Origin of the sequence: Salicibibacter cibarius (assembly GCF_016495725.1) — a bacterium.
GTDB lineage: Bacteria > Bacillota > Bacilli > Bacillales > Marinococcaceae > Salicibibacter > Salicibibacter cibarius.
In genome coordinates, this window is sequence record NZ_CP054705.1 from 2,215,803 (window position 1) to 2,236,771 (window position 20,969).

General features: G+C 46.5%; 20 protein-coding genes and 1 other RNA gene. 19 read left to right on the plus strand and 2 right to left on the minus strand.

Annotated elements, in window-relative coordinates; all coding sequences use genetic code 11:
* Positions 1 to 3: 3 nt before the first annotated feature.
* The 14 genes from HUG15_RS11535 to HUG15_RS11600 all read left to right on the plus strand — a co-directional run bounded on the left by HUG15_RS11535 (position 4) and on the right by HUG15_RS11600 (position 15,241).
* Positions 4 to 924, plus strand: a complete 921-nt coding sequence (locus tag HUG15_RS11535) for an osmoprotectant ABC transporter substrate-binding protein (RefSeq protein ID WP_200128747.1) — start codon at positions 4 to 6, stop codon at positions 922 to 924.
* Positions 925 to 958: 34 nt separating this feature from the next.
* Positions 959 to 1,639: an ABC transporter permease gene (locus HUG15_RS11540; RefSeq protein WP_425504040.1), complete on the plus strand. Its 681-nt coding sequence runs from the start codon at positions 959 to 961 to the stop codon at positions 1,637 to 1,639.
* A gap of 203 nt (positions 1,640 to 1,842) precedes the next feature.
* On the plus strand, positions 1,843 to 3,201 hold the full coding sequence (locus HUG15_RS11545; RefSeq protein WP_200128748.1) for a transposase: 1,359 nt from the start codon (positions 1,843 to 1,845) through the stop codon (positions 3,199 to 3,201).
* Positions 3,202 to 3,354: 153 nt separating this feature from the next.
* Complete coding sequence (locus HUG15_RS11550; protein WP_200128749.1) at positions 3,355 to 5,025, plus strand: thiamine pyrophosphate-binding protein; 1,671 nt, start codon at positions 3,355 to 3,357, stop codon at positions 5,023 to 5,025.
* 66 nt (positions 5,026 to 5,091) lie between these two features.
* Entirely contained in the window at positions 5,092 to 6,570 is a 1,479-nt protein-coding gene (locus HUG15_RS11555) for an aldehyde dehydrogenase family protein (RefSeq protein WP_200128750.1), read from the plus strand.
* Between the two features lie 74 nt (positions 6,571 to 6,644).
* Positions 6,645 to 6,788, plus strand: a complete 144-nt coding sequence (locus HUG15_RS11560; protein ID WP_200128751.1) for a hypothetical protein — start codon at positions 6,645 to 6,647, stop codon at positions 6,786 to 6,788.
* Between the two features lie 85 nt (positions 6,789 to 6,873).
* The gene (pabB, locus tag HUG15_RS11565; RefSeq protein WP_200128752.1) at positions 6,874 to 8,598 is read left to right on the plus strand and encodes an aminodeoxychorismate synthase component I; all 1,725 of its coding nucleotides are present in this window, start codon (positions 6,874 to 6,876) and stop codon (positions 8,596 to 8,598) included.
* A gap of 60 nt (positions 8,599 to 8,658) precedes the next feature.
* A complete protein-coding gene (locus tag HUG15_RS11570) occupies positions 8,659 to 10,932 on the plus strand; it encodes a DEAD/DEAH box helicase (RefSeq protein ID WP_200128753.1) in 2,274 nt (757 codons plus the stop codon).
* Positions 10,933 to 10,935: 3 nt separating this feature from the next.
* A complete protein-coding gene (locus HUG15_RS11575; protein ID WP_200128754.1) occupies positions 10,936 to 12,165 on the plus strand; it encodes a ribonuclease H-like domain-containing protein in 1,230 nt (409 codons plus the stop codon).
* Between the two features lie 190 nt (positions 12,166 to 12,355).
* On the plus strand, positions 12,356 to 12,682 hold the full coding sequence (locus HUG15_RS11580) for a CotD family spore coat protein (protein WP_246516602.1): 327 nt from the start codon (positions 12,356 to 12,358) through the stop codon (positions 12,680 to 12,682).
* 166 nt (positions 12,683 to 12,848) lie between these two features.
* The gene (gene gpsB, locus HUG15_RS11585) at positions 12,849 to 13,208 is read left to right on the plus strand and encodes a cell division regulator GpsB (protein ID WP_200128755.1); all 360 of its coding nucleotides are present in this window, start codon (positions 12,849 to 12,851) and stop codon (positions 13,206 to 13,208) included.
* Positions 13,205 to 13,609 carry a ribonuclease HI family protein gene (locus HUG15_RS11590; protein WP_200128756.1) on the plus strand — a complete coding sequence of 135 codons (405 nt, stop codon included), beginning with the start codon at positions 13,205 to 13,207 and terminating at the stop codon, positions 13,607 to 13,609. Before gpsB ends, HUG15_RS11590 begins: the two co-directional genes overlap by 4 nt.
* 52 nt (positions 13,610 to 13,661) lie before the next feature.
* Positions 13,662 to 14,041: RNase P RNA component class B (rnpB, locus tag HUG15_RS11595), an RNA gene on the plus strand.
* A 72-nt stretch (positions 14,042 to 14,113) separates the two neighbouring features.
* On the plus strand, positions 14,114 to 15,241 hold the full coding sequence (locus HUG15_RS11600) for a THUMP domain-containing class I SAM-dependent RNA methyltransferase (protein ID WP_200128757.1): 1,128 nt from the start codon (positions 14,114 to 14,116) through the stop codon (positions 15,239 to 15,241).
* A 94-nt stretch (positions 15,242 to 15,335) separates the two neighbouring features.
* Here HUG15_RS11600 and HUG15_RS11605 read toward each other — a convergent pair whose 3' ends face one another.
* A complete protein-coding gene (locus HUG15_RS11605) occupies positions 15,336 to 15,947 on the minus strand; it encodes an MBL fold metallo-hydrolase (protein ID WP_200128758.1) in 612 nt (203 codons plus the stop codon).
* A gap of 2 nt (positions 15,948 to 15,949) precedes the next feature.
* Positions 15,950 to 16,492, minus strand: coding sequence for a TetR/AcrR family transcriptional regulator (locus HUG15_RS11610; protein WP_200128759.1), 543 nt, complete (start codon positions 16,490 to 16,492; stop codon positions 15,950 to 15,952).
* A gap of 171 nt (positions 16,493 to 16,663) precedes the next feature.
* Here HUG15_RS11610 and HUG15_RS11615 point away from each other — a divergent pair, with 171 nt between their 5' ends.
* From HUG15_RS11615 to HUG15_RS11635, 5 genes are all read left to right on the plus strand, one after another.
* Positions 16,664 to 16,873, plus strand: a complete 210-nt coding sequence (locus HUG15_RS11615) for a hypothetical protein (protein WP_200128760.1) — start codon at positions 16,664 to 16,666, stop codon at positions 16,871 to 16,873.
* A gap of 88 nt (positions 16,874 to 16,961) precedes the next feature.
* Positions 16,962 to 18,023, plus strand: coding sequence for an ABC transporter ATP-binding protein (locus HUG15_RS11620; protein WP_200128951.1), 1,062 nt, complete (start codon positions 16,962 to 16,964; stop codon positions 18,021 to 18,023).
* Positions 18,020 to 19,546, plus strand: a complete 1,527-nt coding sequence (locus tag HUG15_RS11625) for an ABC transporter permease/substrate-binding protein (protein ID WP_200128761.1) — start codon at positions 18,020 to 18,022, stop codon at positions 19,544 to 19,546. The genes HUG15_RS11620 and HUG15_RS11625 overlap by 4 nt, the downstream gene beginning before the upstream one ends.
* Positions 19,547 to 19,559: 13 nt before the next feature.
* Complete coding sequence (locus HUG15_RS11630) at positions 19,560 to 19,973, plus strand: CoA-binding protein (protein ID WP_200128762.1); 414 nt, start codon at positions 19,560 to 19,562, stop codon at positions 19,971 to 19,973.
* A 559-nt stretch (positions 19,974 to 20,532) separates the two neighbouring features.
* Positions 20,533 to 20,859 (plus strand): hypothetical protein, encoded by a 327-nt coding sequence (locus HUG15_RS11635; protein ID WP_200128763.1) that lies wholly within the window; start codon positions 20,533 to 20,535, stop codon positions 20,857 to 20,859.
* Positions 20,860 to 20,969 lie beyond the last annotated feature (110 nt).

Below are 20,969 nucleotides of genomic sequence, written 5' to 3' on the forward strand. Positions count from 1 at the left end.
CCAATGGCGAAAACGAAAATAAGACAGGGATTTTTAACGCTTGCGCTAACGGCCGGCTTAATGAGCGGGTGTGCACTCCCCGGTCTTGGCGGCGGTGGTGGAGATGAGCAAGTCATCATCGGCACGCAGCCTCAATCAGAATCGCAAATTTTGGGGCATATGATACGAATTTTGATCGAGAGAGAAACAGATACAAATGTTGAAATGATCAACAATCTCACGACCAATGTCGTGTTGCATCAAGCGATGCAAAACGGTGACATAAACGTTTCGGCGACGCGATACACCGGAACAGACATTGCAGGTGTGTTGAATGAAGATCCGATCCTTGAGCCTGATGAAGCCTTAGATGTTGTGATTGAGGAATTCGATGAACGATTTGATCAAACGTGGTTTCCTACCTATGGTTTTGATAATTCTTATGCATTCACAATCCGGGCAGATTTGGCCGAAGAAGAAGGGATTGAAACTGTCTCCGATCTGGAAGCGATCGCCGATAACGCTGCCACCGGCGTCGATAACAACTGGTTAACGAGGGAAGGGGATGGCTACCCTGCCTTTCAGGAAGAATACGGGTTTGAATTTAACAATATTAATCCCATGCAGATCGGACTCGTTTATGATGCACTTGCGAACGAACATATGGACATTGTGCTCGCTTATACTTCGGACGGACGAATTGCGGCCTATGACCTCGTTTTGTTGGAAGATGACGAACAGTTTTTCCCTCCTTACGACACTTCGGCCGTGGCCACCAATGAAGTGTTGGAAGCCAATCCGGAACTGGAAGAAGCTATTTCCAAATTGGAAGGACAAATCAGCACCGAACAAATGCAAGAGTTGAACTACGAAGCGGATGCAGAACTGCGGGAACCTGCTACAGTTGCGCAAGATTTCCTTGAAGAAAATAACTACTTTGAGTAAATAATTTACAATTAGAAAAGTAGGAGGTGAGCACATGATTGAAGTGATTGGAGATGTCGTAAACTATTACAGCCAAAACTTTTCGTATGTTGCGCATGAATTTTTCCGCCACTTTTTGATGGCGGCGTATGGCGTCTTATTTGCGGCCATTGTAGCGATCCCCCTCGGGGTATTGATCGCGAGATACGGCCGATTGAGCAACTGGGTGATTCAAGTCGCGAACATTATTCAGACGATCCCGCACTTGGCGATGCTCTCCATCCTCATGCTTGCCATGGGACTTGGAGCAAATACCGTCATCGCCGCCTTATTCCTTTATTCCATCCTCCCGATTCTAAAAAATACGTATACGGGCATTGTCAATGTCGATCAAGTCCTGCTTGATTCCGGCAAAGCCATGGGGATGACAAAAGGGCAAATCTTACGAATGGTGGAGCTGCCGCTCGCGCTGTCGGTGATGATGGCCGGGCTGAGAAACGCCCTTATCATCGCCATCTCGATCGTCGCCATCGGCGCATTCTTCGGAGCCGGTGGATTGGGAGACATTATTATTAGGGGGACAAACGTCACCGATGGCACAGCGATTATTCTCGCCGGTGCTATTCCCACTGCATTGATGGCCATCATCGCCGATTTAATCATGGGGACGCTTGAAAAGCTTTTAAACCCGGTGAAAACGGCAAAAAAAGGACCTGCAGATGTAGAAGCGGCTTGAACAAAAAGTTAGCGCCGCTTTCCCTTCAAAATCTCTGATTTAGTGGGCGTTAGGCGCTAAGGTCTTGGTCTGTATAATTTTAAAATCATATTGGCTAAGTATAAGACTAGACTTTGCATAAAGGATAAAGTATAATAAAATCAAACAAATGTTCCTCTTATAAATAGATAACCTTGGAAAATGCTTGGAAGGAGGGTTTGATGATGAACATAGCCAAAACGTTGTCGCACAAGATTACGAATCACTCTCGTATCTTTGATGCAACGCTAGATATCTACAACGATGCTTTATCCTTTATTATCGAAGTCATAGACAAAGAATTTGATAATCTCGATGAGATGACGACGACATCTATCGTACCTGCGGTGGAACGGCTCATTCATACAACTAAATCAAACCCTTCTCCAAAATACCGGGCGTTTAACGCTCGTTTTTATAAGTTCCCTTCGTATTTTCGAAGAAGCGCCATTGCTTCGGCTTTTGGGAAAGTGAAAAGTTATCGTTCTAATCATTGTAACTGGGAAGAAGAGAAGGCAATTGCGCTTACTGAGGGGAAACATTTTAAAAAGAACCCTCCAAGGTTACAATTAAAACACAAAGCGTTTCCAGTGTTTTATCGAGATAATATGTTCAAGCGAACATCAGATGCAACGGCTCAAATCAAAATTTTTTATAACAATGATTGGGTATGGGTAGATATTACCTTCAAAGACCAAGATTTATATAAACGTGGCGTTTGGGATTGGAAAGAAAATAATCCTACGCTTGTGAAAGTCGGTAAGAAGTATTTCCTGAACGTTAGTTATCAAGCAAAAGTGACATTAAATAAAACCAAAATTAATGACCAAAAAGTATGTGCGATAGACCTTGGCATCAACAACTCTGCGGTTTGTTCGGTCATGGATATAAAAGGCACTGTCTTGGCTCGTAAGTTTATTAACCAGCCAAAAGAAAAAGACCGGTTATATACGTTGACGAACAAACTACGCAAAGCGCAACGGACGTCGGGTTGGATTGCTGCGCCGAATGTTTGGAGAAAAATCAATGGGCTTCAAAAACACATTGTGAACGATACGTCGCATGACATTGTGACATTTGCGAGCGAGAATGATTGCGATGTCATTGTTTTTGAGTATCTGGATAAGATGAAGATCCCAAAAGGGTTTTGGGGCGCAAAGAAACTTCGCTTCAAACTTCGTTACTGGCGGAAAAAAGGGATTCAGAATAAAGTAACGGAGATGGCGCATTATCTAGGTATGCGTATGTCAAGAGTGAACGCCCGAAACACAAGTGCCCTGGCATTTGACGGTTCCGGAGAAGTGAAACGGAATAGAAGAAAAGACCTCGCCACATTTTCAAGTGGAAAGGTCTATCATGCCGATTTATCAGCTTCGTATAATATTGGAGCGCGATATTTCGTTCGGGGAATCCAAAAATCCATCTCTGAAAAGCGATGGTCGTCACTCCAGGCAAAAGTCCCTGGATTGGCAAAAAGGACATATACGACTTTGTCTTCATTCATTAGCCTTACGAAAGCATTAGAGTCGCCGAAGGCGGCTTAACCGCTTTTGTTTGTGCTGTATTTAAGATAAGGGGTGCTCCATCAAAATCTTTGATTTAGGTGGAGAGGTTCACAGGCAATCATCAACTTCTGCAGAGAGTGCAATTTTCAAGCTGCAAATCAATGATCGACTTGAACAATTTGGGAGGACGACATGGATAACAACATACCATTCACTGTTTCGGAAGCAATTGTAAAAGAACTTGTACAGACAGGCGTAGATGTCGTTTACGGGATTGTCAGCATCCATAATATGCCTATTTATGAAGCGATACGACGACAGGGAAGTATTCGCATTGTCACCGCTCGCGGCGAAAGTGCTGCCGTCAATATGGCTGATGCGTATGGACGTACGACAGGCAAATTAGGGGTTGTCCTGACGAGCACTGGCGCCGGCGCCGGAAACGGCGCAGGTTCATTAACAGAGACATGGAATTCAAGTACCCCTCTTTTACACATTACGGGCGAAGCCGATTCGCATTATATCGGAACGGACCAGCGTTATATTCATGAATGTAAAGATCAGTTGAAAATGATGGATGGCGCGAATAAAAAAGCCTATTTATTGAAGCGGCCGAAACAAATCACCCCATTTATTCGCGAAGCGATCAAAGAGGCGCTGACGGTTCCGACTGGACCGGTTACCGTTTCCATACCGACTGATTTTCAAACCCAAATCATTCCCCATTATCAATTGATCGAAGCGGAAACAACCGAAAGACAAAAAAGAACCGTGGACATTCCCCCGGCAGTCATTGAAAAAGTGTTAGAGGCAAAGCGGCCGGTCCTTTGGGCAGGGAAAGGCGTTATCGCTTCAGAAGCTTCCGAAGAACTTTTAACATTCGTAGAAAAGATCCAACCCGGAGTCCTCACAAGTGAAGCCGGAAAAGGTTCGATACCGGAAAACCATTCGCTTTGTATCGGGAATTTCGCAGCTACCCCACAAGTGGAAGACTTATTAAGCAAGTCGGATCTGCTTATTAGCATTGGTACTCATTTCCGGGGAGAAGAAACGAATGATTGGACGTTGCCAATTCCGAAAAATCATATCAATATTGATGCAGATCCAAATGCATTTAACCGTAATTTCGAAACATCATACGGCTTAATTGGCGATGCAAAAGCTGTTTTATTGGAAATGAATAAATCCTTGGAAGGGAAGGATTTATCTCCGGATACAGCCTATGTAGAAGAAGTGAAGTCCGTTCGTAAGGCAGTACGTGAAACCCTTCGAGGTACAATTGGCCCTTATGGAGACATTGCAGATAGCATGCGAGAGCAGTTGCCGGAAGATACGATTTTGGTACGGGACATAACCATACCGGCTTACACTTGGGGAAATAAATTGTTTGATATTTATAAGCCAAGAACGTCGATAACGGCTACCGGTGGAGGAATCGGCCAAGGGTTGCCTATGGCCATTGGTGCAAAAATCGGGCATAAAGCGGAGCCGGTCGTTTTGATGGCAGGTGACGGCGGATTCATGTTAAATGCGGGGGAGATGATTACTGCCGTTCAAGAAGACGCGCCAATCATCATCCTTTTGTTCGACGACTCCGGATACGGGATTTTGCGATACCTTCAAGATGCAGCTTACGGAGAGTGCACATCCGTTGATCTGAAAAATCCCGACTTCGTTATGATGGCAAAATCGATGGGATTTGAATCAGAAAAAGTTACATCCGTAGACGAATTCAAACATGGGTTGGAAAAAGCGATCGCTAGCCAAAACCATTACATGATTGTCGTGGATATGGATAAACTGGAACCCATGAACTACGAGGAATCCAACGAATATATCGAGACATTCCGTCCGAAAAAATAGGAAGTGATCGGGTAGGGAGCAACAGATCTCATGTGTTCTCCCCACTCGCATAAAGAGGTGAAAAAAATGCTGGATGTATCCATGTATATAGATGGGGAATGGAAATGGAGAAGCGCGAAAGGGGATAACACGCGGAACATTTTCAATCCTGCCACCGGTGAGGTGATCGCCACCGCGGCGGAAGGGAACGAAGATGATGCACAAGCAGCCATTACAGCCGCCAGAAAAGCTTTCGATAGCGGTCCGTGGCCCGATATGGGCGTGGATAAGCGCGCGGAATATTTGTTTAAAATAGCGGATAACATGGAAGAAAAACAGCAAGCACTCACGCAACTGGAGACGATGAATAATGGCAAAACCTTTCCCGAAGCAAGTTACGATGTCAGTGATGCAGCCGCTTGTTTTCGCTATTATGGTGAGCTTATCAAAAAATCCAGTGATCAAACCATAGATGTCCCCGATCCCATGCAATCCATCATCACACATGAACCTATTGGTGTATGCGGCTTAATCGTTCCTTGGAATTTCCCTTTGCTCATAAGTGCATGGAAGCTTGCGCCTGCTTTAGCTGCCGGTAATACGGTCATTTTGAAACCGGCGGAAATCACCCCTCTTACTGCTATAAAGCTATTTGAAATCTTTGATGCCGTGGGACTTCCAAATGGTGTCGCCAATTTGGTGCTTGGTGCAGGGGATACTGTCGGCAATAAACTGGCTACTGATCATGAGGTGGATAAAATTTCGTTTACCGGGGGAACAGAAACCGGCAGGCACATTATGCGGGCAGCTGCCGGAAACATAAAAGATGTTTCATTGGAACTCGGCGGAAAATCACCGAATATTATTTTTGCCGATGCGGATTTTGAAACAGCGGTTGATTATGCCCTTTACGGAACTTTTTTTGGAGCAGGCCAAGTTTGTACCGCCGGATCACGAATTTTGGTGGAGGAAAGTATTCACGACTTATTTATCGAACGATTGGTTAACCGAGCGAAGAACATTAAGGTGAAACCCGGAAATCAAACTGGCGCGGAAATGGGTCCGCTCGTTAGCGAAGACCATTTTAACAACGTCATGAGTTACATCGAAGCAGGTCAACAAGAAGGTGCGACATTAAGGTGTGGCGGAAAACGGCTACTATCTCCGGATTTGGAAAATGGATTTTTTGTTGAACCAACGATTTTCACTGACGTAAAAGAGGATATGAAAATTGTGCAAGAAGAAATTTTCGGTCCGGTAGCTGTCGTGCAAACATTCAAAGATGAACAAGAAGCTATCCGTCTTGCCAATGGGACGGATTATGGGCTTGCCGGCAGTGTATTTACTACCGATGATAAAAAAGCAATGCGTGTCATAAAAAAAGTTCGGGCAGGCATTACTTGGATCAATGCATATCATGCAGCTTATAACGAAGCACCTTGGGGCGGGTATAAGCAAAGTGGAATCGGACGCGGATTAGGGACCTATGGGTTAGAAGAATTTCAAGAGGTTAAACAAATAAATGTTAATCTCCAAGTAGAACCTGTCAATTGGTTTTCCGAGTAACAAGAAAGCTCTATCAATCATTTTGAATATTTTTCCGCTTCCGTGCATATGATAGAATATGGGAGGGGATGCAGATGACACGACTGTCACGTGCAGAGATGATACGCCTGCTGATAGACCTATGCGGAATTCCCAAACCATTTCTGGAAACCATGGACACGGAGACCGTTCAAAAACTGTTTGGAGAGCGGCTTGGCAGCCTGGAAAAAGAAGCATGAACATAAAAGAGCGCGCCTACGGGTGGCGTTCTTTTCGCTTTTCGCTTAAGCTAGAAAGCAAATGTAATCAAAAGGGGTAGACGGCATGGCAGATATTCAAATTGACTTTAATCGCGGAGCACCCCTGTACTTTCGCGACCCCGTTTCCATTATCCAAACGGAGCAGCCAAACGAGGTAGAAGCATGTATCAGTAAAGTCCAAACAGCCGTCGATGAAGGATTTTATGCCGCGGGGTATATATCATACGAAGCGGCCAAAGGTCTGAGGCCGGATTTGTCAGTCGTTAGCGGGCATAAAATGCCTCTCGTTTGGTTTGGCATTTTTGAAGAACCGAGCCTGCCACCTGATAGGATGACACAACCTTATCATCTCTCGGATTGGGCGTTTTCGACGAGCGCGCCGGATTACAAAAATAACGTCGAGGCCATTCGCCGGGCCATTGCAAGAGGAGAAACCTATCAAGTGAATTATACGATGCGCATGGAAGCTCGCTTTCAAGGACATGCTCGCACCTTGTATGAACATTTAAAGCCATCCCAACAAGGGATTTACAGTGCTTTTTTGAACATAGGGCAACAACAAATCCTTTCGGTGTCTCCGGAGCTCTTTTTTGAAAAAAAGGGAAATCACTTGCGAACGAAGCCAATGAAAGGCACAATCGCCCGCGGCACTACGAAACAAGAAGACGAGCGCCTATATAACGAACTGCGGCATTCAAAAAAAGATCAGGCGGAAAACGTCATGATCGTCGACCTGCTCCGAAATGACTTGGGGCTAATTGCCGAGACGGGCAGTGTCCATACGACAGACCTTTTTGCCATCGAAGCGTATCCGACCGTTTGGCAAATGACGTCAACGATTGACGCTGAGCTAAAGCGAGGGATTGACTTCGTTGAAATATTTCGTGCCCTCTTTCCGTGCGGCTCCATAACAGGCGCACCGAAAAAAGAGACGATGAAAAAAATTGCGGCGTTGGAGTTCGATTCCCGTGACGCCTATTGTGGGGCAATCGGCTATATAACCCCAACAGGGGACAGTGTGTTCAACGTTGCCATCCGTACCGCCGTCGTTGATTCTGCGAAAAAAACGATCACTTATGGCACAGGCGGTGGTGTTACGTGGGACTCAAGTCCGCAAGGAGAGTACGAAGAGGCTGTTCTGAAAAGTAAAATCATGACCGACATGAGGACTGATTTTTCTTTACTGGAAAGTTTGCGTTTGGAAGATGGGCATTATCCGTTTTTAGCGCGGCATTGTCAACGCATGCAAACGTCTGCGGATGTTTTTCACTGGTCATTTTCCGTGGAAAAAATGCGTGATGTTCTGCTTTCATTTGCCCGCGAACACCCGAACGGGGCTTATAAGGTTCGTTTGCTTTATCATCCGGAGCGAGGGTTTTCTATCGAAGGAGCCGAGATTCAAGGAATGAGTGAACCGGTCGTCGTTGAGTTAGCCCCGGCGGCGATTGCCACGAACGATCCGTTTTCCTTTCACAAAACGACGGCCAGAGACGTGTTCAATGCGCTTCATTCCCGGGCATCAGGTAATGCCTTTGATATTTTGCTCTATAATGATAACGATGAGCTTTTAGAGTTCACGATCGGCAATCTTGTGCTTGACATCGATGGAGCGTATGTGACTCCGCCTGTATCCTTCGGTTTGTTGCCGGGTGTCTATCGACAGTATCTTTTCGAGCAAGGCGTCGTCAAAGAGCAAATGCTTTCGATTGCTGATTTGGAAAAAGCTAATCGCGTTTGGCTAATTAACAGTGTACGCGGATGGGTTGAAGTTTCGTTAAAAAGTTTGTGAGCCCGCGATAATACAAACGTGAGTTCTTGTGTGCTATACTTAAAAAGAAGGAGGGAGATCATGAGACAAAAAGAAGACCTCCAAAGCTTAATCGCGACACTTAAAGAAGATGAACATATCGCCCATTGGCATGAACAACCGGAAAAAGAAGCCAAATACGCGGCGTTTCCTTCCACGTTAAACGAAACGTTGGCCCATACACTCGGCAAACGGGGGATTGAGTCACTATATACCCATCAACGTTCGGCCTATGATGAAGTGGAGGCTGGGGAGAATATCGTGACGGTGACCCCGACCGCTTCCGGGAAAACGCTTTGTTACAACTTGCCCGTGCTTAACGCGATCACAGGGGATCCCGAGGCACGTGCCATTTATTTATTTCCGACCAAAGCGCTTGCCCAGGACCAGAAAAGCGAAATGGCGGAGTGGATTGAAGCGGCCGACCTGGATGTTAAGAGCTATACGTACGACGGAGATACGGCGCCGGCCATCAGGCAAAAAATTCGCCATGCCGGCCATATCGTCATGACAAATCCTGATATGCTGCACACCTCGATTTTGCCCCATCACACGAAATGGGTGTCTTTGTTTGAAAAGCTGCGCTTTATCGTCATCGATGAGCTGCACACCTATAGGGGTGTATTCGGGAGTCACGTCGCGAACGTCATCCGCCGTCTCTTGCGGCTTGCAAATTATTATGGAAGCAATCCACAATTTATCGCGACCTCGGCAACGATCCGCAACCCGCGAGAACTGGCCGAAACGTTAACCGGGCGCTCCTTTTCCCTTATTGACAACAACGGAGCTCCGCAGGGGAAAAAACATCTCGCTTTATACAATCCGCCGGTCGTCAATCAATCGTTAAATGTACGCCGCAACGCCTCCAAAGAAGTACGTACACTCGCTAAAAAGTTTCTTGAAGCGGATGCCCAAATCATCGTATTCGTCCGCAGTCGTGTGCGTGTAGAGGTGATCTATAGCGACCTGCAAACGTTAATCAAGGATGATTACGGCCCTGCCTCCATTCGCGCGTACCGCGGCGGTTACCTCCCGAACGAACGACGCGCCATCGAACGCGGCTTGCGGGAGGGAGAGATTCGTGGGGTTGTCAGCACGAATGCGCTTGAATTGGGGATGGACATCGGACAACTCCAAGTATGCCTACTGACAGGGTATCCGGGCTCAGTCTCCAGCCTTTGGCAACAAGCAGGCCGTGCCGGACGCCGTCAGGAAGAATCCCTCGTCATTATGGTCGCGGGCTCAACGCCGATCGATCAATACGTTATGCAGCACCCGGACTATATTTTGTCATCGCCCGTGGAAGAGGCGAGAATCGAACCGAACAACTTGATTATTTTAATCGATCACTTGAAATGCGCCGCTTATGAATTGCCATTTAAGGTAGGTGACACGTTTGGCGGCATCGACATCAGCGATATGATGAACTATCTTGCCGAGGAGCGTGTCGTCCACAAACGCAAAGATTCCTGGTACTGGATGAGCCAAGCTTTCCCGGCCCACAATGTGAGCCTGCGCTCCGCTTCCCAAGAAAATATCGTCATTATTGACACAACAATGACGGGAAGCGCAAAGGTCATCGGCGAAATGGATCGGTTCAGTGCCATGACGTTGCTCCATGAAGAGGCGATTTATCTTCACCAAGGGCAGCAATACCAAGTAGAAGAGCTCGACTGGGACGAAAAAAAGGCATACGTCCGACTCGTCGAGGTCGAATATTTTACCGACGCGAGCCTGAATGTGAAATTAACCGTCATTGAAAAAGACGAAAGCAAACACCGTGACCATCATCACGTCGCGTTTGGCGATGTGGCAGTGACGATTATGCCTTCCATTTTTAAAAAAATAAAACTATCGACGTATGAAAATATCGGTTCAGGGCCGATTCATCTTCCGCAGGAAGAAATCCATACCGCGGGCACATGGATGGACTTTGACGAAACATGGTTGCAAAGATTTGGCGAGCAACGTTTCGAACTTATGCTTGTGTCTTTTTCCCAAGTGGTTCATCACCTGGGCGCAGTGCTTACGATGAGCGACAAGAGTGATCTCCATGTGGCGGTACAAATCAAAGCCGATCATTCTCAAATGCCGGCGATTTTCATTTATGACCATTATCCGGGCGGCATTGGCCTTGCTTCCCAGTTGTATAAGCGCGTGGACGAGCTGATTGAACGAAGTGCCAAATTGATTCACGACTGCCCTTGCAGCGACGGTTGCCCGGTCTGTATCGGCACGAGTGAGCAAGAAGGGCTGAAAAACGATGTCCAACAATGGTTATCATCATTATTGGAAAAACAAGCGAGGAACGTGTAGGTTATGGATGTTCAAAAAAAATTGCAACGGCTTAAACCGCATATCAATCGTTCCCAACCAGCTGAAACCGTCCCGGAGGAGCAAGATGTGCCTACACAAAAATGGCATGATTTTCAATGTGATGTTTTACCTTTTGAAGATGGCTACGCAGTTCGGCGGCGTAGGCGCTACCCACTTTCCCACGTGCATGGCATTCACCCTTTCAAAAAACTGCAAAAGGCAATTGCCGCCTGGAAAGAAGCCGGCATTGAAGGTCATCCGCTCGCTCCCGGGAAAGACATTGAAGCAGAAGATCTCGTCTTTCTCGATACGGAAACGACCGGACTCAGCCACGGGGCGGGAAATATGATTTTCATGATAGGGACGGCGCAGCTGAGTGAAGAGGAGATCATCGTCGATCAATTTTTCTTGCCGGGACCGGAACATGAAATCGCGTTTTACCACCACTTTTTAATGAACAAAACGTCTCTGCATGCCCTGGTGACGTATAATGGAAAAGCGTTCGATTGGCCGCAGCTAAAAACACGGCATACGTTACTGCGTGAAGAACTCCCGTCATTGCCTGTTTTTGGGCATTTCGATCTCTTGCACGCTGCTCGGCGTTTATTTAAGCATGAATTGGCTTCGTGTCGCTTAAACATCGTGGAAGAAGCGATTCTCAGGTTTGTGAGAGATGACGATATACCGGGTTATCTAGCCCCCATGTTTTATCAGGATTTTCTTTCCGAAGGAGAACCATCTTATATTGAAGGTGTATTTCGCCATAACGAGCATGATTTATTATCACTTATCAGCCTATATATCGAACTTTCGGAAAGGGTTCTGAATGGAGGAACATCAGCTGAAGAAACCTATGAAATTGCACGTTGGTGGCGGGATACAGGGCACTATGCATGGGCAATCGATGCATACGCCGAAGTAAACGAACAAAGCGGTTGCTATGAATATGCCCTTTACGAACGAGGGCATATTCTCAAGAAAACAAACAGGCATGCCGACAGTATTGGTTATTTTGAAAAGGTTTGGGCCATCCAAGGATACTTGGCTCCTAACGCGGCAGAGGCGCTCGCGATCTGGTATGAACATCACCAAAAAGATTACGTCCGCGCCTATTATTACAGTAAGCGCGGGCAGGAAAAATCTCAAGATCGGGATGCAAAAAACGATGCATGGGAACATCGGCTGGGGAGGCTGCGAAGGAAATTGGGAAATAAAGCTCCATTTCCGGGGTGATTATTTCCCGGGGAAGCGCAAGATTCGCTAAAATAATGGTTTTGTATGTAAAATCATCGCGGCTGCTGTCAATGTATTGGAGATTTTCCGATGAAAGTGCCCACAAAAAAATAGGTACTTGCATTATTCCTCCAACTACCTATTCCTCATAAGTTATTAGTAGCCCCAAAATAAAGGAGGAATTGGTGTCATGGGTTATAATCATTGGAACAACAATAACAATCATTGCGGCAATAACCATGCGCAAATGCAACCGATGCAGCATTGCCCGCAAAAACCGGTTGTTTTGCCTGCCGTTGTCCATCCGCCGAAATGCAATGTCACACACAGTATGCAGGAATATGTTGTCCCTGAAGTGCATCCATCGCACACGACGCATGTTCACAATGACGTCTACAAACATGTACACAGTTATCCGCACAGCCAGGATCAAGTCGCCGGTGCACAGTCAGAGCATTATCATTGCCCGCCGGAGCAGCAACACGGGCACGGGAAGCATTGTAATCGTCCTTGGTAGTTCGTCGGCCAGCCTTGATATGACAACTGCCTTTCCATTCCCCCATATCCCCGGCAGACAGATTTTCTGTCGGGATTTATGCATGTCATCAGCAGCAAATTGACATTTCCCGCGTCTTCTGAAAAAATAAAGATAAGTTTAAGAATACTAGCGCGGGGTGTGTACGATGCCAGCAAATGTTCAATTAGAAGCAAAAGAGATCCTTGAAAAAGAATTTAAGACGAGTATGAAAGGCTATAACAAAGAAGAAGTTGATCAATTTTTAGATACGATTATCCAAGACTATGAGCGATTCCGGGAGCAGGTCGACAAGTTGGAGAAGGAAGTAGGACAATTGCGCAAAATGCAATCATCAGGCCTTTCCCAACGCTCCCAACGTTCGCAAGCGGAGCCGGTGGAAGAAGCCACGGCAACGAGTCGGGCACCGGCTGCGGATGCATCAGCGGCCGGGTCAAGCAACTATGATATATTAAAGCGTATTTCCAATCTGGAAAAAGAAGTGTTCGGAAAGAAATTATCTGAATGACGACCGCCCAAGTGGTTCATGTCTATGTCGATGCAGCGTGTAACGGGGACCCCGGTGCATGCGGATACGGCCTTTTTATGAAGCATCCAAGCGGGCAAGTGGAAAGAAAGATGGAAGTTTCACAGTTAACGCATATCCACGAAGTGGAATTTGCGGCTCTTTTTGAAGGGTTGAAATGGGCGAGACGTTTTGGCTATCATCAAGGTCGATTTTTCACGGACTCTCAACTCGTTTTTGATGCAGTGAATCAGGGAGCGGTGAAACGTGCCCGTTACAAGTCCTTTCTAGACGAAATTTTGCTCGTAAGCGCTGACTTTTCCCTGTTTATCGTGGATTGGATCCCCACGCGTGCAAACAAAGAAGCTGATCGCTTGGCGAAAAAGGCTTGTTTTCATTCATGATGTTGCATAAAATGGGAAAGCGCGTTATAATACAGCTTGGTACACGCTGAAAATGTTCGGGCAATCGCTCTGTTCATGCAGGACAGAGAGGAAAGTCCATGCTCGCACAACCTTAAAGGGTTGTAACGATCGTGCCTGACGAAACCATAAGTCAGGGCAGCCCGGATATCCGGGCTGACGGCGCAAGGAACACCTACGTTCTTTTTGAAGAATACGGTTATCCTTCTGAAAGTGCCACAGTGACGAAGTCTTCGTGGAAACGCGAAGAGTGGAACGCGGTAAACCCCGCGAGCGAGTAACCCAAAAATATGGTAGGGGCACTCTCCCCGTTGGAAACGACAGGGAGAGGCGATTGGTTCGCAGATAGATGATTGCCATCGCCATGCAAGGTGAACAGCCGTAGCACGGCGATACAGAACATGGCTTACAGAACGTTTTCAGCCTCTGGGAGGACCCCGTATACGGGGTTTTTTTCATACTTACGGACAGGAAAGGACCCAATTCATGGGAACATATACATACATTGCAACGGCAACGATGGGGCTTGAGAGCCTCGTTGCCAAAGAAGTGCAAAAACTCGGATACGAAACGACGGTTGAAAACGGAAAAGTGATGTTTGAAGGGGACGAGAAAACCCTTTGTCGGGCCAACCTTTGGCTACGAACGGCCGATCGGGTGAAACTTAAAATCGGCGGTTTCACCGCGACATCTTTTGAGGAATTGTTCGAAGGAACGAAAGCCTTGCCTTGGGAGGCGATCATCCCCGTTTACGGCACGTTCCCCGTTGTTGGACGCTCCGTAAAATCCCAGCTGTATAGCGTCCCCGATTGCCAACGGATTGTAAAAAAAGCGGTCGTGGAGCGTTTGAAACAAACGTATAACCAATCGTGGTTCAATGAGGATGGACCTCTTTTTAAAATTGAAGTCGCACTGTTAAAAGATGAAGTCACGCTTACGATTGACACGACAGGAGACGGGCTGCATAAGCGGGGGTATCGGCGTCTGCACGGCGAAGCACCGCTGAAAGAAACGTTGGCCGCTGCCATGATTCAATTAACGAATTGGCAACCCGATTCCGAGATGGCCTTCCTTGACCCGTTCTGCGGTTCCGGAACGATTCCGATTGAAGCCGCATTGATGGCCAAAAACATCGCTCCCGGCCTGCAGAGAGGCTTTCAGTCCGAACAATGGCCGCTGATTGACGAAAAGACATGGGCGGAGGCGAGGGAAGAAGCCCGGGATCTTGCCCAGGCGTCGATGACACCCTCTATACACGGCAGCGATCGGGATCCGGAGATGACTAGACTTGCTACCGAAAATGCAACACTCGCCGGGGTGGGCGAAATTGAATGGGGAACGAAACACGTTAAAGATCTCGGACAACTGGCGGAAAAAGGGGTTCTCGTTTGCAACCCCCCTTACGGAACGAGGATGGAAGAACGGGATAAAGTTCAAACCCTTTATGAAACCCTCGGCCGTGTGAGCGAGAAATATTTTCAAGGTTGGTCCGTCTATGTACTCACCGCAAACGAACAGTTTGAACAATTTTACGGACAAAAAGCCACAAAAAAAAGAAAGCTGTTTAACGGTAATATCAAAACCGACTATTACCAATTTTGGGCGAAGAAATAGTCAGTTTCGCGACAAAGGATCGAGGTTATTGTACCATTGGGCGTCGTTTTCTTTCCTCTTGAGGGACGAAATCGGGTTAGTTTGCTGCTCCCCCTTAAAAGTGGACATCTTTTCCGTGGCATATGGATACGATCGTTGGGTTAACGTTTTCTAGCGCTTCCCGCCCCGAACGCACAGCTTCATCCATATTTGCAGTAAAAGCAGCCATGGGTTTTGTTAACGTACCTTTCTTCGACATGAATGCATCGCCGGCAATGAAAACATCGTCTTCAACATGATAAAACGCAGTGTGCCCGGGGGAGTGTCCCGGTGTTTGATGAATGGTCAAACCCGTATCTTCCGTGAAACGATCATGAAAGGCCTCTAAATGGCCCGATCCCGAAGGCTTTTGAGGTTTCTTCCTGCCGGGATACGGCTTCTCCCCGAGCACATAAGGGATTTCCGATTCGTGCAGAGAAACGGGAACAGGTTTTTCTTTCAAAATCGCGTCCAAGGCCCCAATATGATCAGGGTGCCCATGCGTGAGCACAATCCGTTGGAGGGCGCCCTCTTTTCCAATCTGTTTCATGATTGATCTTTTCATCATCCCAATTCCCGTATCGACAAGTACGACTCCGCCTCTAAGCTTCACGATCCAAACACTGATTTTCAGCCCGAAATTGTATTCCAATTTCACGATGTGCTTCGATAATTGTATACGTTTCATCCTCATTCCCCCCGCACTATTTTTTCGACTGCAACTTCAACAAGCGGCATCACTCTGGCTCCAATCGTTTCAAAATCTTCCTCTGAATTTACATACGTCATGATTGTTCCGTGTAACTGAAAAAATAGAATCCGCGTGAGCAGCAACGTGTCTGCATCTTTTGTTGTTTCACTACTTAAAATGGTTCTGAGTTGTTCAAACAATTGAATGCGAATCTGATTCAGAAAATCTTCACTCTCTTCATCAACGCGCGAACCGTGAAATGTGATATAGAGTTCGTATAAATGACGATGCACGAGACCGAAGCGCACGTAATGTTTCGCCACTTCCACCAGCGACATATCCTGTTTAAGTTCATGAAGCAACTGTTCCAATGGCGGCGCAGCCAGGGAAACAAGGAGCTGCCATTTCGTTTTGTAGTACACATAGATGCTCGTATGCGAAGTATCCGCTTCCTTGGCGATCTCACGAACCGAAACATTTTCATAGCCTTTCGTTGTAAATAACTTCTCAGCCGCGATCAAAATTCTCTTTTTTGCAGACATGTATTCCCACCTCCATAACCAATGGTTACTAACCGATGGTTATAATTGTAATGGAAAAAGAAACAAAAGAAAAGCCCCTTTTTTCACCAGGAATAATTGCGCGAGGCATAATCTAACAATCCTGTGCGTACAATAGCTTTGTTACCACCATCTTAAAGGGAGGAAAGATCGTTGTACGCACAGCTGTGTTTCAAGGAACGCTCGCATACTTACGAACAAATCGCTCGTATTCAATCCGCCGTCAAACACACGGAAGAACAGCTTCATCATATACCGCCCGAATTCGAAAACGATGAAGCGGAAAAAGTGAAAGCGGCTCTGAAAAAAGCGCACCTTTATATCGATCGAGCGCTTTATCATGAACTGGTACATGACGGATAAACTGTCGTTTTTTCGACAGTTTTTTTGTTTGGTGATGGAAAGAAGCGGGAAAGTTAATGAATGTGAGAGGCAGGTGACGTTTGCTAAAATGATCTCATTCAACAATGTATCAAAAACTTTTTTCGCCCAATTTGAAGCGGTAAGGAAACTTAATTTCCATGTGGAAAAAGGAGAGTTCTTTGCCCTTATTGGACCAAGCGGGTGCGGAAAAACGACGAGTTTAAAAATGATAAACCGGCTTGTGGAACCGACAGAGGGAACCATTTCTATTGCCGGGAAAGACATTCGCGACTTTAACCGGCAGAAATTGCGTTGGAATATCGGGTACGTGTTACAGCAAATCGGGCTATTCCCGACGATGACGGTTTCTGAAAATATCGCGGTCGTCCCGGAGATGAAAAAGTGGGGAAAGCAGGAAACCAAAAAGCGGATCGACGAATTGCTGGAAATGGTCGGTTTAGAACCGGATACATATCGAAATCGTCGGCCTGAAGAACTATCCGGCGGTGAACAGCAACGGGTGGGTGTTGTGCGGGCGCTCGCGGGTGACCCCGATATCTTGCTTATGGACGAGCCCTTTAGTTCCCTTGACCCGATCAGCCGCGAACATTTGCAAAGAGATGTCGCCAAATTACAAGCGAGAATTAAAAAAACGATCGTCTTTGTCACCCATGACATCGAAGAGGCGATGCAACTTGCCGATCGCGTATGCTTGATGAGACAAGGAGAGGGTGTGCAGATCGGGTCCCCGCGTGAACTCATGTATTCCCCCGCAAATACGTTTGTGAAAAGGTTCATTGGCGATCGAGGGAGAGATCTGTGGGAGACACCGGTCTCGGAAGTGATGGATAAGGACAGCAAACATATGGCCAAGGAAACGACCCTTCAAGCCCCATCCTACCCTGCACCTTTATATGTGTTTGGCGATCAAAGACGTTTTATCGGTCGTTTGGAACCGTCGGGGACCGTGACCCATGAACTGATGGTTTCACCAGACCGGCCGTTACATGAAGTTGTTCCCACCGTGGAAGCATCCGAATATGATGCGCTCCCCGTCGTTGATGATGATAAACTTGTTGGCGTTTTGACCTATCGAAGCATTGTCGCGTACATGCACGCCCATCGCACGGAAGCGGAGGGTCTATCATGACAGAAGCGATACAGGAATTTTTCACCCTATTCGCCAATCAACAAGAAATGCTTCTGGAATTGCTCTGGGAGCATGTGCAAATGTCTTTCATCTCCCTGTTATGCGCGATTCTCATAGCCGTTCCTCTCGGAATCGTCCTTACACGCACACGACGGCTGGCCGAACCCGTGATTGGCGTCGCGGCTGTTCTGCAGACAATCCCGAGCCTTGCACTCCTCGGATTTATGATTATTTTTTTCGGAATCGGAACGGTGCCTGCCATTATCGCGCTTACCGTATACGCGCTTCTTCCGATTCTTCGCAATACATACACGGGCATTAGCGAAATTGATCCGTCCATTAAGGAAGCGGCTACCGGAATGGGGATGAGTCCCGCGAGAAGACTTCGAAAAGTGGAATTGCCGATGGCAATGCCGGTTGTAATGGCAGGGATTCGCACATCAATGGTCCTGATCATCGGCACAGCCACATTGGCAGCCTTAATCGGTGCAGGCGGTCTTGGTGATTTGATTATGACCGGCATCCAGCGGGCGGATCAATCCTATATACTACTCGGGGCAATTCCGGCCGCGATATTAGCCTTACTGTTTGATTTTATCTTATGGTGGACGGAAAAGGCAAAGCGTTCATTTATGACGTTCTCGATCGTTATGGGGGCTGCTTTCTTGATTGTGATTACGCCGGCCATCGTGTCCACACAACAAGAGGACATCGTTGTTGGCGGAAAACTCGATGCAGAACCGGAGATATTGGCCAATATGTACAAACACTTGATCGAACAAGATACAGATTTAAGTGTCGATGTACAGGCAGGGCTGGGCGGTACAGACATCGTGTTCGATGCTCTTCTTGTCGGCGATATCGACATTTATCCGGAATTCACGGGGACCGCTTATGTGGATCTTCTGGGAGAAGATCCATCGGGTATGAATGAAGAAGACGTGTACGAAGCGACAAAAGAGGGAATAGAAGAAGCATACAGCGTCACTTACCTCGAACCTATGGATTATAATAATACTTATGCGTTAGCGGTAAGCGAAGCAATCGGGGAAGAGTATGAATTAGAGACGGTATCTGATTTGGAACTCTATCAAAACGAGTTAACCGCCGGTTTTACGTTTGAATTTCTTGATCGCCCCGATGATGGCTATGATGCTTTTGTCGAGACGTATGGTTTTGAATTGGCCGATGTGAATGGCCTCGATCCCGGGCTTCGTTCGCAAGCCATTGAAGAAGGGGAAGTGGAAGTCATCGATGCCTATTCTACGGATGCTTATCTCGTGGAATATGAGATGATCGTTTTGGAGGATGACGAGGAACTGTTCCCGCCGTATCAAGGCGCGCCGTTGATGCGGGAGGATGTTTTGCATGAGCATCCCGAATTGGAAGGGATTTTAAACACACTCGCCGGGGAAATTAGCGACGAAGATATGCAGGAAATGAATTACCTCGTGGATTACGAGGATGCTGACCCTGAAGAGGTTGCAAAAGATTATTTACAGAAAAACGGCTTGTTACAATAAAGGAGGAACAACTATGACTACAATTTCCAATCCATCACAAGAAGAAATCGGCCAACTGTTAAAGGATGCCAAACGCATTGCTGTTGTCGGTTTATCCGATAACCCTGCGCGTACGTCTCATGAAGTTTCTAAAGTGATGCAAGAAGCAGGTTATAAAATTATTCCCGTCAATCCTAAAGTGGATGAAGTTCTTGGGGAAAAAGCTGTTTCGTCGCTTAGCGAAATCGAGGAACCAATTGATATTGTGAATGTGTTTCGACGGAGCGAATTTGTGCCGGCTATCGCTGAAGAAGCTGCGCAAACGGATGCAAATGTTTTTTGGACGCAACTCGGCGTCGTCAGTGAGGAAGGCTATACAATAGCAAAAAATAGCGGTAAAACCGTTGTAATGGACCGGTGCATTAAAGTGGAGCATAGTAAAATATAATGGGAACGCGAAATGATGTGTTCCCCTTTTTAAACCGTTTGGAACAGGACCGTGCAGCTGGTTGTTACGGTTCTTTTTTGGTAGGTTGGAAAGTATAAATCAACTTTCTAACCTACATAAGTGCAACTAAGGCTTTTCGCCATAAAAGCTTGGCGAAAAGCCAGTTTTCTAATGATTTGAAAAAAATGCTGAGTTGACAGTTTCGAAAAGCATTGTCAAAATCAGTGTAAGACGAACGCATCGACAAACAACGAATGTTTCAGCGATCCGCTATGCAAAAAAGTTTTCATATAAACACACGTAACACTTGAATGAAAAAATTAGCGCCGCAATCCTCTTCAAAATCTCCGATTTGATGGGGGTTAGGCGCTAAGGTCTTCGTCTATTTATTTCTGATAAGTATAGAATTAGACTTTGCATAAAGGATAAGGTATAATAGAAACAAACGTTCCTCTGATAATGACACTTCACAAGAAATTGTGACGTTTGCAACCGATAACGATTGTGATGTCATTGTTTTCGAATACCTGGATAAGATGAAGACGTCGAAAGGGTTTCGGTGAGCGAAGAAACTTCGCTTCAAGCTCCGTTACTGGCGAAAGAAAGGGATTCAAAACAAGGTAACGGAGATGGCGCATTAGCGTATGATGGTTCCGGAAAAGCGGGACGCAATGGCAAACATTTACAACGGGCAAAGTCTATCATGCCGATTTATCAGCTTCGTATTGGAGCGCGATACTTTGTTCGAGGCATTGAAAAATCCATGTCGGAAACGAAATGGTTGTCGCTTCAGGCAAACGTTCCTGATGTGGCAAAGAGGACATATACGACCTTGTCTTCATTAACTAGCCTCACGAAAGCATTAGAGTCGCCGAAGGCGACTTAAGCGCTTTTGTTTGTGCTGTATTTAAGATAAGGGATGCTCCATCAAAATCTTCGATTTAGGTGGAGAGGTTCACAACGTATGTTCTTTTGTTTATTCTATATAAGAGATAA

What these genes read in the sequence shown, in the direction of transcription:
- HUG15_RS11535 (WP_200128747.1), top strand. Translation starts at nt 4, where the DNA reads ATGGCGAAAACGAAAATAAGACAGGGATTTTTAACGCTTGCGCTAACG.
- HUG15_RS11540 (WP_425504040.1), top strand. Translation starts at nt 959, where the DNA reads ATGATTGAAGTGATTGGAGATGTCGTAAACTATTACAGCCAAAACTTT.
- HUG15_RS11545 (WP_200128748.1), top strand. Translation starts at nt 1,843, where the DNA reads ATGAACATAGCCAAAACGTTGTCGCACAAGATTACGAATCACTCTCGT.
- HUG15_RS11550 (WP_200128749.1), top strand. Translation starts at nt 3,355, where the DNA reads ATGGATAACAACATACCATTCACTGTTTCGGAAGCAATTGTAAAAGAA.
- HUG15_RS11555 (WP_200128750.1), top strand. Translation starts at nt 5,092, where the DNA reads ATGCTGGATGTATCCATGTATATAGATGGGGAATGGAAATGGAGAAGC.
- HUG15_RS11560 (WP_200128751.1), top strand. Translation starts at nt 6,645, where the DNA reads ATGACACGACTGTCACGTGCAGAGATGATACGCCTGCTGATAGACCTA.
- pabB (WP_200128752.1), top strand. Translation starts at nt 6,874, where the DNA reads ATGGCAGATATTCAAATTGACTTTAATCGCGGAGCACCCCTGTACTTT.
- HUG15_RS11570 (WP_200128753.1), top strand. Translation starts at nt 8,659, where the DNA reads ATGAGACAAAAAGAAGACCTCCAAAGCTTAATCGCGACACTTAAAGAA.
- HUG15_RS11575 (WP_200128754.1), top strand. Translation starts at nt 10,936, where the DNA reads ATGGATGTTCAAAAAAAATTGCAACGGCTTAAACCGCATATCAATCGT.
- HUG15_RS11580 (WP_246516602.1), top strand. Translation starts at nt 12,356, where the DNA reads ATGGGTTATAATCATTGGAACAACAATAACAATCATTGCGGCAATAAC.
- gpsB (WP_200128755.1), top strand. Translation starts at nt 12,849, where the DNA reads ATGCCAGCAAATGTTCAATTAGAAGCAAAAGAGATCCTTGAAAAAGAA.
- HUG15_RS11590 (WP_200128756.1), top strand. Translation starts at nt 13,205, where the DNA reads ATGACGACCGCCCAAGTGGTTCATGTCTATGTCGATGCAGCGTGTAAC.
- HUG15_RS11600 (WP_200128757.1), top strand. Translation starts at nt 14,114, where the DNA reads ATGGGAACATATACATACATTGCAACGGCAACGATGGGGCTTGAGAGC.
- HUG15_RS11605 (WP_200128758.1), bottom strand. Translation starts at nt 15,947, where the DNA reads ATGAAACGTATACAATTATCGAAGCACATCGTGAAATTGGAATACAAT.
- HUG15_RS11610 (WP_200128759.1), bottom strand. Translation starts at nt 16,492, where the DNA reads ATGTCTGCAAAAAAGAGAATTTTGATCGCGGCTGAGAAGTTATTTACA.
- HUG15_RS11620 (WP_200128951.1), top strand. Translation starts at nt 16,962, where the DNA reads ATGATCTCATTCAACAATGTATCAAAAACTTTTTTCGCCCAATTTGAA.
- HUG15_RS11625 (WP_200128761.1), top strand. Translation starts at nt 18,020, where the DNA reads ATGACAGAAGCGATACAGGAATTTTTCACCCTATTCGCCAATCAACAA.
- HUG15_RS11630 (WP_200128762.1), top strand. Translation starts at nt 19,560, where the DNA reads ATGACTACAATTTCCAATCCATCACAAGAAGAAATCGGCCAACTGTTA.